General features: G+C 64.4%; 13 protein-coding genes. 7 read left to right on the forward strand and 6 right to left on the reverse strand.

The genetic code is table 11. From position 1 onward, the window contains the following. Positions 1-30 precede the first annotated feature (30 nt). The 5 genes from OKA04_RS16910 to aat all read right to left on the reverse strand — a co-directional run bounded on the left by OKA04_RS16910 (position 31) and on the right by aat (position 5717). Positions 31-3909, reverse strand: a complete 3879-nt coding sequence (locus OKA04_RS16910; protein WP_264502376.1) for an FtsK/SpoIIIE domain-containing protein — start codon at positions 3907-3909, stop codon at positions 31-33. Next, complete coding sequence (locus OKA04_RS16915) at positions 3893-4105, reverse strand: hypothetical protein (RefSeq protein WP_264502377.1); 213 nt, start codon at positions 4103-4105, stop codon at positions 3893-3895. The genes OKA04_RS16910 and OKA04_RS16915 overlap by 17 nt, the downstream gene beginning before the upstream one ends. Continuing rightward, positions 4102-4641: a hypothetical protein gene (locus tag OKA04_RS16920; RefSeq protein ID WP_264502378.1), complete on the reverse strand. Its 540-nt coding sequence runs from the start codon at positions 4639-4641 to the stop codon at positions 4102-4104. The genes OKA04_RS16915 and OKA04_RS16920 overlap by 4 nt, the downstream gene beginning before the upstream one ends. Positions 4642-4644: 3 nt before the next feature. After that, positions 4645-4917 carry a WXG100 family type VII secretion target gene (locus OKA04_RS16925; RefSeq protein ID WP_264502379.1) on the reverse strand — a complete coding sequence of 91 codons (273 nt, stop codon included), beginning with the start codon at positions 4915-4917 and terminating at the stop codon, positions 4645-4647. 179 nt (positions 4918-5096) lie between these two features. Further along, positions 5097-5717, reverse strand: a complete 621-nt coding sequence (gene aat, locus OKA04_RS16930; RefSeq protein WP_264502380.1) for a leucyl/phenylalanyl-tRNA--protein transferase — start codon at positions 5715-5717, stop codon at positions 5097-5099. 122 nt (positions 5718-5839) lie between these two features. Here aat and OKA04_RS16935 point away from each other — a divergent pair, with 122 nt between their 5' ends. From OKA04_RS16935 to OKA04_RS16965, 7 genes are read left to right on the forward strand one after another with little or no spacing between them, the layout of a single operon-like run. Beyond that, entirely contained in the window at positions 5840-6616 is a 777-nt protein-coding gene (locus OKA04_RS16935) for an Hsp33 family molecular chaperone HslO (RefSeq protein ID WP_264502381.1), read from the forward strand. Positions 6617-6674: 58 nt separating this feature from the next. Beyond that, positions 6675-7517, forward strand: a complete 843-nt coding sequence (locus OKA04_RS16940; RefSeq protein ID WP_264502382.1) for a hypothetical protein — start codon at positions 6675-6677, stop codon at positions 7515-7517. 46 nt (positions 7518-7563) lie between these two features. Continuing rightward, a complete protein-coding gene (locus tag OKA04_RS16945) occupies positions 7564-8475 on the forward strand; it encodes a hypothetical protein (protein ID WP_264502383.1) in 912 nt (303 codons plus the stop codon). Positions 8476-8477: 2 nt separating this feature from the next. Further along, on the forward strand, positions 8478-9371 hold the full coding sequence (locus OKA04_RS16950; protein ID WP_264502384.1) for a glucosyl-3-phosphoglycerate synthase: 894 nt from the start codon (positions 8478-8480) through the stop codon (positions 9369-9371). Then, positions 9368-9814, forward strand: a complete 447-nt coding sequence (locus OKA04_RS16955; RefSeq protein ID WP_264502385.1) for a GNAT family N-acetyltransferase — start codon at positions 9368-9370, stop codon at positions 9812-9814. Before OKA04_RS16950 ends, OKA04_RS16955 begins: the two co-directional genes overlap by 4 nt. After that, a complete protein-coding gene (locus OKA04_RS16960; RefSeq protein ID WP_264502386.1) occupies positions 9811-11280 on the forward strand; it encodes a glycosyltransferase family protein in 1470 nt (489 codons plus the stop codon). Before OKA04_RS16955 ends, OKA04_RS16960 begins: the two co-directional genes overlap by 4 nt. Continuing rightward, positions 11277-11951: an HAD family hydrolase gene (locus OKA04_RS16965; RefSeq protein WP_264502387.1), complete on the forward strand. Its 675-nt coding sequence runs from the start codon at positions 11277-11279 to the stop codon at positions 11949-11951. The genes OKA04_RS16960 and OKA04_RS16965 overlap by 4 nt, the downstream gene beginning before the upstream one ends. Here the strand turns inward: OKA04_RS16965 and OKA04_RS16970 are convergent. Then, positions 11941-12237 (reverse strand): hypothetical protein, encoded by a 297-nt coding sequence (locus tag OKA04_RS16970; protein WP_264502388.1) that lies wholly within the window; start codon positions 12235-12237, stop codon positions 11941-11943. The two genes, OKA04_RS16965 and OKA04_RS16970, sit on opposite strands and share 11 nt — an antisense overlap. Positions 12238-12281 lie beyond the last annotated feature (44 nt).

Raw genomic sequence — 12281 nt, forward strand, 5'->3', positions numbered from 1 at the left:
GCATGAGCCTGCCGTTCTAACAAGACTTCATCAGCCCGTCGCTTCGAGCGCGCCCGCCTTCAACTGCTCCGCGGCCTTCGCCCACCAATCACCTTCCGGATCCGCGTAGGGGCGGAAGGTTTCGGTGGTGCCGTGCGCTTCATTGTAGAGCAGCGCGCGATGCAGGCCGAGGCTTCCGGCCGCGGGGGAATCGATGAGGTTCGCCGAATCGTTCGCGCTCATCTGGAAGAGCACCCGCATTTCGAATTCCGCCATCACCTTCCGCGGCAGCCAGCGGCTGACATTGTTCCAGGTATCGACGCCGGCGATGATGTGGATGCCCAGGGGGCCGCCTTCGCTCGCGATGTCGGCGAGGACCTTCGAGGGATTCGGACCGGACGGGCCGTCGTCCATCGAGAAGAGGAAGTCATCCTCTTGGCGCAGCTTCTTGAACTTCTGCATGCCGTGGATGACGACGAAGATCTCCGGGCCATCGCTCTCACCCGCGCTGCGTTTCGCGAGTTCGGCGGCGAGTTCCCCGATTGCATCCGCGACTCCTGCCGGGCCGACGACCTTCACGTCCTGGGGCAGGCTGGCGGCGAGACGCTTCGAGGCATTGCTGCCATCGAGGATCACGAATCGCCCGCCATCCGCAGGCAGGCCTGCGGCGAGGGAGAACGACGCCACCTCGAGCAAGGTGGCCACCCGCTCGTCCGACTGGCCGACCAAGAGCATGTGGCTGCCACTGCGGCGACCGAAGACCGCCTCGGTCGGACCCTTGATCGCATTCGGCTCTCCGAGCCATGCCTTGATCTCGGCAGGGCGCGATTGCGGGCGCTCGGCCAGAAGACCGGCGAGTTCGAGATTCGCATCGAGATCCGCGGGAGCATTTCCCTCGAAGACCACCGGGGCGGCGGGCTTTCTCCCCCGCTCCGCCGCGAGCGCGGTCACACGGTCGAGCATCGCATTGCGGTCGTCCTCGGCGAGCCACACGGTCTGGAATGGACTGTTCGCCGCCAGGGCACCGGCGTTGTCATTGTAGATCCCCTCGCCCGGCCGGGTCAGCAGGCGCGGCGCAGGGTTGTCATCGTCCATGATGAGATACGCGTCGGCCTCGTTGCACTGAAGCGCGATGCGGACGACCATCTGGCCGATGGTAGCGCGGGCCAGCGTGTAGGCACCGCCGAGCGTCTGCGAGCCGAGAATCACGTGGATGCCGAAGGCTCGGCCCTGACGGACGATGCGGTCTAACAAAAGCGACGCCGACTGGGCCACGGAGTCATCCTCGGTGAAGATCTCCTGGAACTCATCGATCATCAGCAGTGTCCGCGGCAAAGGCTGCCCGCTGGCCTTGCGATAGCCCGCCACGTCCTGCACCCCGGCCTTCCGGAAAAGCTCACCGCGGCGGCGCAGCTCATCATCCACGCGCTGGAGGACGCTGAGGCCGAATTCACGATCGCTCTCGATGGCCACCACACGCGCGTGCGGCAGGCGGCGCGATCCGTAGCACTTGAACTCGACGCCCTTCTTGAAGTCCACGAGGTAGAATTCCACCTCGTCCGGACTGCAATGCAGCGCGAGATTCGTGATCATCACGTGGAAGAGCGTGGACTTGCCCGAACCCGTCTTGCCCGCGATGAGCGCGTGCTGACGGGTGCCCTTTCCAAGCGCGAGCATCTGGAATTTCTTCGCGCCGCTGCGGCCGATTGGCACCCGCAACTCGTCGCCCGTGCTGCTGGTCCACCACTCGCTCTCCGGCGGGGAGATGTGGGAAAAGGGCACCTCGACGCGATTCGAGTCCACACTCGCCTGGCCGAGCCGGTGCACGAGCGCCGTCTCCAGATCGCCCTTCGGTGGCGCAGAGAGCACGGTCTGGTCAGCCCCGGCTGGCATGCTGACGAGGCGGTAGTGATCATTGTGCGGGACGAGGCGCAGGCAGGCCTTCTCCAGCGCATCGGCGAGGGCGGGATCGACCTGCTGGCGCGGATCACGATGCACCAGCAGATACACGCCGCAGCGTGCGCCGCTGGTGGCGATGCTCAGCAGGCGCTTCGATGCGGTGTCGCTGAAGGCCGCGGGGAAACCCGAGACCACCACGAAGCGCTGCTTCTCCGCCACCGTGCCCGCCTGCTCGTTGTATTCGTCGAGCGTGGCATACTCGTTGCGGAGGTACATCTGGATGACCTTCTCGATGTGCTCGTTGATCTCCGCGAGGCGCTCCTCGATCTGCGTCGTCTGCGTCCAGATGCGGCCGTGGATGAGCGTCTCCTCGTAGTCGCCGAGATGCATCAGCCCCGCGAAGTCCTTCCCGAGTCCGACCGGGTCGATGAGAGTGAAGATCGCGCGTCCCGCAGGATGGGTGGTCAGCACGCGCAGCACGATTTCATTGATCGTCGCCGCTGCCGCCGTGGCATCGCCTTCCAGCATGACCGAGCCGCGGTCGGGGAAGCCGAGCGCGAGCGGGATGTCGAATTCGGCGGGGCCATCGAGCGTGAAGATAGCGCTCTCCGGCATGCCGCCCGCGAGCTGCTTCATCAGCACGTGGAGCTTGCCAAAGGGCAGCGCGCGCTCGGCCGTCTCCGGCGGGGCCCACGTGCCGATCCACGATTCATCCCAGCCGGGAAAACGGGCCTCGGCCTGCGCTGCGAGTCCCAGCAACTCGGAGTGGACGGGCTTCACCTGCTCCACCCACTCGACGAGCAGCGCATCCAGCCCCTGCTGCCTGGCGGCATCCGCCGCGGCGACTCCGGCAGCATACTCGGCATCGCGGGCGGCCACCTCGGCGGCGTATTCCGCATCGAGTTCCGCGGCGGTGTGCTCGGTCCATGCGGTCACGTAGCCGAGATTCCGCTGGTGCAGCGCCTCGGCCTTGGCGGGCAAGCGGGCGACCTGCGCCTCGATCTTGCGGCGTCCGCTTTGCATGACCTCCTGGCCGATCTCCTCGCTGCCGCGCAGCGTCTCGCTGAGGCCCTCACTCTGCTGGGCCACCTCGCGCTTCAGGCTCTCGCCGAGCGCAGTCACCTTCGCCTCGGACACCGCAGCGGCGGCGGCACCGAGATTCCGCGATGACTGGAGCGTGATCGACATGCGGCGTACCGACGGCAGGAGCAGCAACGCGGAGAGCAAGTGAAGACCTATCGGTGCGAGCAGGGCGACCAGCAGCATCGGCTTCAGCTCCGCGAGCTTCGCCGCGCGATCCGGCGCGCTGTAGATCATATAACCGAAAGCACCGCCGATGACGACCAGCAGCGCGGTCAGCGGAACGAAGCGGAAGAAACCGGCGAGCGGATTCCGCCGCAGCGAGCCGAGCTGTTCCGTCGCCTCCGCGAGCCGCTGCTGGCTTTCCTTCCTGAGGGTCTCGCGGTCCTTCGAGGTATCCGCGGCCTCGCCTTTGACAAACTTGCCCTTGCGCAGCATCAGGCTGAACAGCGGCTGGAAACTCCGCACCACCTTCACCGCACCGCGCGCGGCGGCGGCGGTCTCCTCGAAATCGGCGGCGATGCCCTGGGCGAATTCGCGGTGGTCCTGGCGGGAGCGTTCCCACAGCTCCTTCGCCTCCTCCTTGCTGCGCATCGTCTGCGCCTGCCGCATGCCCACCTGGCGGTCCTTCTCGGCACGCACCCGGCGGGAGAGTCCGCTCTGGGCGGCCTGCGCGGCGCGGTTCATCCAGCTACGGCGTGCGTCGTACTTCCGCACCATGTTGTCATGCTCCGCCTCGGACTGCGCCTGCAGGTCGCGTTGGCGCGCGCCATGGGCCGCCTCGCCGGCCTCACGGCGCGCGGTCGAGTGTCGCTTCGCAGCCAGCACGCCCGCGGCATGGGTGCGGGTGAGCGCGGCCTCGCGTCCGGAGATGGACGAGACGGAGGCTTGCAGCCGCAGCAGTAGCTCGCGGATGCGCTCGGGATGCAGGGGATCAGTCACAGTCGGCATGGAGTTTGGAAAGCATGGCATCGAGTTCCTCGATTACCCGGGTGGCGGTGGCCACGGCCTGCGGCAGCCCGGCGAGGTACTCCTTTTCGAAATCTAGCGCCTTCGCGTCGCGCCACGAGGCACGGGTCTCCTCCCAGCGCATGAAGAGCTCGCGGTTCGATTCGTTGAGGAGGGACTTGCTGGCACCCAGGCTCATGATGGATCGGGGGTCTCGGGAGTGGGAGATGAAGATTCGCCAGCGCCTGTCACCGGTCGTGGCGCGTGGACCTCGGCGTAGTCCTGCAGGAGGCGGATGGAATTCGTCAGCGACACAACACCCTTCGGCATCTGGCGGGAGAGCGTCTCGTGCAGGCTCTCGAGTTGCTTCGCCAGCACCTCGATGCGCGCGTCGTAGGCCTGCCGCCAGCGCTTCAGCACGGCAAGCTTTTCCTCTGCCTCGGCTAGCGCACGGCGGGCCTTGCTGACGGCCATCTGCTGGGCGGATTTGTCATTCTGCAGCGAGGAAATGCGGGCGCTGTAAAGCTCCTGCTCCGCCTGCTCCAGCAGCCGGGTGCGACGGCGGAATTCCTGCTCCCACTTCTGCCGCTGCTCGACCTCCAGCCAGCCGCGGGTGCGTTTCACCTCGCCGGACACATCGTCCAGCGCGCGGCGCGCCCGCTCGGTATAGCGGATCAGCGCGGCCCGGAATCCCTCCAGGGCTTCGATCGATCCCACCCGTGCCTGGCTATCCATGGCTCAGCGTTGGTCGAGGTACTGCTGGATGCGCTCCGCCTTCCGAAGCAGGTAGGGGCCGTGCTGGTCGGAGAGCTCGATGAAGCGCTTCATCGTCTTCATCATCTGGAGGAATTCCGCGGAGAATTTCTCCTGCTCTTGGTCCTGCCACGTATCGCCCAGCGCGGAGAAACGGGACATCAGCGACGAGGTCCGCTCCTTCACGTCGTTGTTGAAGCGCTTGAGCTCCGCGGCGAACCGGCGGACTTCCTCAGGATCGATGATCGCTTGCGACATGACGTTAATTTCCGGTGGAGTTTGCGGGAGGTCGAGGAATTACCCGCCTGCGCGGGAAAATTCAACCCAAGCGTGGAAACCCCGGAACCCGGCGGTGGTTTCACACCTTCGCAGCCCTTCCAAATTTCATCAGGAAACCGCATCCACAGGCCCATCTGACCGCCGCAAGCGGATGAAAATCAGGCATCCGGCCCCAGCACCGGCGGGTGAAACCCGTCCTCCATGGGGCCCAGCGCCACCCGCAGCCGCCGCTGATACTCGTCGCGCGGGATTTCCATGCCGCCGAAGCGTTTCAAATGCTCGGTGAGCCACTGGGTATCCAGCAGGATGAACCCGCGGGCGCGCAATTCCTCCACCAGCCCGACGAGCGCGAACTTCGAGGCATCCGTCTTCCGCGAGAACATGCTCTCACCGAAAAACACCCGCCCGAGCGCCACGCCGTAGAGGCCGCCTTGGAGACCCTCCTCATCGTGCGTCTCCACCGAGTGCGCGTAGCCCAGCCGGTGGAGCAGGCAGTAGCTCTCCAGGATGGTGGCATCGATCCACGTCCGCTCCCGCTCCGCGCAGCCCTGCATGGTGCCGCGGAAGTCCGTATCCCACCTCACCTCGAAGGGGCGCTTTTTCATCGCCCGCCTCATCCCGTGCGGCACGTGGAAGCGCTCGTCCAGCGGGATGATCCCGCGCATGAGCGGCGAGAACCACGTCAACTCCCCCGCATCCGCCATCGGAAAGACACCCTGGGCGTAGGCACCTAGCAGCACCTGAGGCGGGATGATCTGGGCTGGGGGGAATCCGGACACGCGTTGACGCTGCTAAGCTTGTGCCAAGCTGCGCCCTATCTCAATTCCATTTCTCGGGAGTTCTGGCAAGACCCGGAATTTCAGGTTTGGACTCCGGCCAGCCCTGCCCCTACCCTGCCGACGTGTCAGAGCCTGAGCAGGTCAGCGTGGAAGAGTTCGTCAGGGTCGAATCCATCTTCGTCCGTCATCGCAACGCATTGATCCTGCGTGCGCAATTCACCCCCATCTACACGGACTACTACCTGCACCTCATGCAGCATGGCATCCGCTACCCCGGGGAGCTGGACCAGATGCTGAAGGACTTCCTCGTCGGCGTCACCCTGCACGCCGTGGCGCGCCCTTGGGCGGAGACGGTCGCCTGGACCGTGAACCTGCGTGCGCCGCGGGCAAATATCTTCGTCACCGCCGGCTCGACCGAGGCAGCGGTGGTCGGTCGCCTCTTCACGGAGGACGTGCGCGAGCCGGACCGGAATTTCTTCTACTCCCAGACCATCTCCCGCCACCTCCCGGAGCCGCGGCTCTCGACGCTGGAAGTGGACGACCGCGATCCCTGCCACTGGGTGGAGCGCTACTACGAGCAGTCCGAGCAGCGCCCTGCCCGCATGTTCCGCCACGATGACGAGGTCTTCACCCTCGTGACCGCCCAGCCGGAGTGCGACGAGGAATGGCTCGCCCAGCTCGACGCCGACCAGATCGCACGGATCGAGGAGACCGAAGAGACGAGCCTGCTGGAAACGCGGCCCATCCGCTTCCACTGCGGCTGCACGCTCGGCCAAATCCTCCCCGTGCTCGGCTCGTGGCGGGACCGGAAGGACGACCTTTTCGAAGACGCCGACGTCATCACCGTCCAGTGCCCGCGCTGCGCGGCGAGATACCGGGTGACGCGGGATATGATTTAGCGGGATGAGCGCCGAGTCTCCAGCTCCAGTCGCATTGCCCCGGAGACCTCGTTCACCGATGCCCTCCCCGTTGTCGGAGGAGCAGAAGCAAAACTATCAAAAGGACCTTGATCGCTTTGAAGAGGAGAAGTTCGCGGCAACGAACTCCTTTCCCACGAAGCTATTGGGGTGGATGTTAATCGCCAGCCTCGGCCTCCAGATCGCCGGAGCGATATCAGGCAACAGTTTTGACCTGGGAGGAGTGCTTCTCCTCTTCCTGGGAATGGCTGTTTTGAGGGGATCTCAAACCGCTCTCCGAATTGCAGCTTTCTTTGCCGTTCCTGCGTCCGTGATTGGAACGCTGCATGTCATCTGGAGCATCGTATTCAACGAGCCCCTCGAGGTCGGCAACGAATGGAAGAGCTACCACGATCTCAAATTCTGGACCATGGTAGTATCTCCTACCATGTATTTCGCGGCGAAATCGATGGTGGCGATCTGCGCGCTCCGCCTCAGGAAAGTCACCTTCTGGACCAAGGCGGTCAAGTGGTGCTCCTGTATCGTCGGAATATCGCTGATGATACAATTGGGGCTCTTCGCGAAGAGCATGATTCTCCGGAGTGAAGTTCGAAATGCGCTGGAGAAGGAGATTTCAGCGGCCAAGGCGCATGTCACCACCTACTTCGGCAGGACAGGTTCATCGGCCTTCGTGATGTCACCGGAACAAAGATTCGGCGAGATCCCGCGTATCCGAAGCGTTTCTTGGAAAAGCTCACCTAACAGCACGACGGTGATCTATCACCAACCGGGAGGAGCAACCATGCCGACAGGAAAACATGTCGATCACTCCGAATGGCTCAGACTGCCATCCGGGGAATGGGGAAAGCTGGAAATGGAAGTCATCCTGCCCAAAGCTCCCTGATCATGCCCCGCGCTTTCCACCACCGTGACTTCGCAGACAGGGTCGGATGAAACCCGACGCTGAAGATTCGACGGGGGGACGCTACAGGAAGCGGGTTCCACTTGCCCCGCGGCAAACCCGCCAACTGCTCTCCGACGTCGAACGGGCAAAAAAGGACGCATCGGAACAACGCTCGGAAATCGAAGAGGAAACGCGCGCGGCTCTCTACTCGAGTCCGGTGAGGTTGCTTGGGCTGCTTATGGCTGGAGGAGCGGTGTTCGACCTGTTCGCTGGCATTCAAGGCTACGGTGACCGGTTGGGTGGGATACTCTCGTTCTTCGTCGGATTGTTCGTCCTCAAAGGCTCGCAGATCGCCCTTCGTGTGGCCTCATTACTTCTGATCCTGCTCGCCACGGCGACTATCGCGAAGATCACGTGGGCTTGCTGGCATGGACATCCCTTCGAAGCAGGGAACAAGTGGGTGGACCTCGCCAGCTTACCGTTTCTCGCCTTCGTCGTCTCTCCATGCGTTTATCTCATCGCCGAGTCGATCCTTTCGATATCTGCACTCAGGCTTCGAAAATTCCAATTCTGGACCAAGTGGACGAGGATCCTTATCGCAATCATCGTAGTGGCCGGAGCAGGATGGCTGACCAGAGATCTCGTCCGCCAAAATGAAGTCAGGCGGGATTTTTCAGGCGAGCTTTCAAAGATCCGCTCCTGGATTCTCTCGACTGCAGCAGCTCCATCCCCTGCTGCGAAAGATCCCCAACTGAACCTCGCCCTTGAAAACAGCAGGAGCATAGAAAAAGTTTTATGGAAGGATCGCCCGGCGTCTTTCATGCCAACATACAAGCGTGATCTACCCGGTTCACCGCGGGGCACCGGCAAGCCCTACCTGTATTCCGAATGGATCAGACTTTCCTCAGGACAGTGGGGAAAGCTGGAAATAGAAGTCATCCTGCCCAAAGCTCCCTGAGCATGCCCCGCGCTTTCCATCACCGTGACTTCGCTGATCTGGCCGCCCTCGTTGCGGCGAAGGAGGCCGCGGGGTTGCGGGTGTCGCTGTGCATCCCGACGCTCAATGAGGAGGGCACGATCGCGCGGGTGGTGTCGGTCTTGAAGACGGCACTCTTTGACGAGCACCGGCTGCTGGACGAGCTGGTCGTGATTGACTCGGGATCGACCGATCGCACCCGGACGCTGGCGAAAGAGGCCGGTGCGGAGGTGGTGCTCGCCTCGGACATCCTGCCCTTCCACGGGTCCCGCATGGGCAAGGGCGAGAATCTCTGGAAAGCGGTCTATCAGCTCACCGGGGATATCCTGTGCTTCGTGGACGGGGACATCGGGAACATCCATCCGCGCTTCGTGTATGGCACGGTGGGCCCGCTGATCCGCCATGCGGAACTCGGCTACGTGAAGGGCTACTACGAGCGTCCCCTGCTCGCCGCGGAGGGTGTCGATCCCCGCGGTGGAGGGCGTGTCACGGAGATCCTGGTGCGTCCGCTCCTGCAGCGATTCCACCCGGAGCTGGCCGGGCTGCACCAGCCGCTGGCCGGGGAATACGCGGCGCGGCGGGAAGTGCTGGAGCAGTTCGCGATGCCCACCACCTACGGCATCGAGATCGCCCACTTGTTAGACTGCCAGCGGCTCCACGGTGCCGGGGTGATCGGACAGACGGACCTCGACGAACGCATCCACCGGAACCGCTCGCTGGCCCAGCTCGGGCGGATGTCCGGCGAGATCCTCGACGCTTTTTTCGCCCGCCATCCCCAGCCCGTGGCCGCGCCAGGGGAACGCCCGCCGATGATTTCGCTGCCGGAGTATCGCGAACGCTTCCCAGCCGCGGCGGAGCGCGCTAGGAAGTCCGCGTGAACCCGCCGGAGATTCGCGAACTCGTCGCCGGAGACTACCCCGAGGCCGTGCGCCTGCTGGCCGTGCTGAATCCCAGCGTGCCGGTCGAGGTGCTGGAGCAGCGCTTCATGACCATCCTCGCCGAGCACCCGCACTACCACGCCTACGGGGCATTCCTCGATGGCAAGCTGGCCGGTCTCGCGAGCGCATGGATCGCCACGAAGGTCTGGTGCGGGCGCTACCTGGAGGTGGACAATATCGTGGTCGATCCCGAGATCCGCTCCGCCGGCGTGGGCACGCTGCTCGTGCAACATCTGGAAGCGCTGGCCCGGGAGAAGGACTGCAATCTGGCGGTGCTGGACAGCTACACGTCGAATCACGCGTCGCACCGGCTTTACCACCGCCTCGGCTTCGAGATCTGGGGCTTCCACTTCGTGAAACCCCTCGGTCCGCTCGACCGATGAGCGCGCGGTTCGCGGTCGCCATCGTCCACTATCACCTGCGCCATGGCGGGGTGACGCGGGTCATCCATACGGCCTCGGCTTGCCTCGGCCAGCTCGGCATCCCGCATGTGATCCTGAGCGGCGAGCCGGATGAAAGCGGCGCGGGACTGCCGGTCAGGGTGATCGACGGGCTCGGCTACTGCACCGAAGGAGGTGGCCCCGATGCCGGGGAAATCGTCTGTCAGATGCAGGCAGCCGTCATCGACGAACTCGGGCCGGGGCCCGTGGTGTGGCATTTCCACAATCACTCTCTGGGCCGCAACACGGTGATCGCCGACGTCGTCGCTCGGCTCGCCCGGACAGGTGAAGCGATGGTGCTGCAACTCCACGATCTGGCCGAAGATGGCCGCCCGATGAACTACCCGCTCGTCGCGGATGCACCGCTGCTCTACCCGCACTCGCCACGCATCCGGCTCGCATTCCTGAACTCGCGCGACCGCGAGCGCTTCCACGCCGCCGGGCTGCCCAAAGAGAGGTCCGTGCTGCTGGCGAATCCCGTCACAGCACCCGCCGCGATGACCCCGCCATCAGCAAAGCCGGACAGAGCACTGGTGCTCTATCCCGTGCGCGGCATCCGGCGGAAAAATCTCGGCGAACTCTTCCTGCTCGCCGCGCTGTCGCCGCCGGGCACCCGCTACGCCGTGAGCCGCGCACCGGATGCCGGACGATGGACGGCAGTGCATGAAGAATGGCGCACCTTCGCCGATGAATCGCGGCTTCCCGTGATGCTAGATGTCGTGGACCGCGAGTCGCCCGCGCCGGGAGCGGACTCCACCTTCGGGAGCTGGCTGGGGCACGCCACGCACTGCATCACCACCTCCGTCGCGGAGGGATTCGGGCTCGGATTTCTGGAGCCCGCCATGATCGGCAAGCCGCTGTTAGGCCGCGACCTGTCTGCCGTGACGGGCGACTTCCGTAAAGCCGGGATCACGGCGGGAAGGCTCTACGAGAAGCTGCTCATCCCCCTCGAATGGATCGGTGCCGGGACCTTGCGCGATCGCCTGAGTCACGCCTTGATGGGTCTGTTAGACAGCTACGGCCATTTCATGTCAGACGAGGATGTGGAGCATTCCTACACGGCGATGCTTCACGACGGTCATCTCGACTTCGGCAATCTGCCGGAGGACCTGCAACGCCATGTGATCCGCCGCGTCACGTCCGGCGATGGCATCGACCATGTCCTCGTGAAGACCTACTCTGGCATCGAGCCCGCCCGCGAGTGGCTGCGGTGCACGTTGGAACTCACCGTGCCCACCGCCACGCCCGCCGACCTGCTCCCCTACTCCGCCGACTGCTACGGCCTACGCTTGCAGGAGCTCTACCGCGAATTGCTCGCCGCGCCAGCCGCGGTGCCCGATGAAGTGCCGAGGCACAGGGTGCTGGCGGAATACCTGTCGCCCGAGTCCTTCCACTTCCTGCTCTCATGAAGCCAAAGCTGCGCGCGGTCATCTTCGACATCTACGGCACCTTGCTGAAATCGGCGGCGGGAGAAATTCATCCTGATCCGAAGTTGCGGGCACTGATTGAGGAAGCACATGCCGCATCGCCGCATCCCTTTCCAGAGGTGGACATCCGCGAGATCCACGCCGCACTGCATCCGCAGCTATCACCACAAGAGATCGAACGACTGGCCATGGACCACGAGCAGGCGGCGAACCCGGTGAGCGGGATGCCCGGTGCGGCGGAAACCTTGCGACGACTCTCCGCAATGGGCCTCGTGCTGGGCGTTATATCGAATGCGCAGTTCTACACGATCCCCCTGCTGGAGGGCTGCCTCGGCGCATCCGTGACGGAGCTTGGCTTCGATCCCGGGCTCACCGTCCTCTCCTACACGGAGCGACGCGCGAAGCCGGACACCTGGCTTTTCGAGGTGATGCGGGATCGTCTGTTAGAGAAAGGCATCCAGCCTCATGAAGCGCTCTACGTCGGCAATGACGTGCGCAACGACATCGACCCAGCGAAGCGCTGCGGCTTCCGGGCCGCGCTCTTCACCGGCGATGTCTCATCACTGCGGCTTCGCGGCAGATCATTGGAAAACTGCGGGGCGGACCTGATCCTTGCGAGCCTCGGCGAACTGCCCGGCCGGATCACGGGATGAGGTGTTGCTCCCCGAGCGAGTCCTGCACCAGCAGGCGATGGCCGGCGCGCGCACCGCTCTCGTGGATCACCATCCTGCCTCCCTGCGGGTTCTTCGCGCCGCAGATCGAGTGGAGCACGATCTCGCCATCGCGACTGCTCCGGCCGCAGCCTTCGATGGTCCATCTTGCCGAGGAGATCGTCACCGTGAAGCCATCTCCCTGATCCGCGACCTCGAAGGCCAGATCCTGGACCGGCACCGCGCGCAGACCAGCCGTCCGCTCCATGAGCACGGGCTCGGCATTCACCAGCATCACCGGCCTGCTAAAGTCGCTGAGGACCCAGCAAGCAC

This window comes from Luteolibacter flavescens (genome assembly GCF_025950085.1).
Lineage (GTDB): Bacteria > Verrucomicrobiota > Verrucomicrobiia > Verrucomicrobiales > Akkermansiaceae > Haloferula > Haloferula flavescens.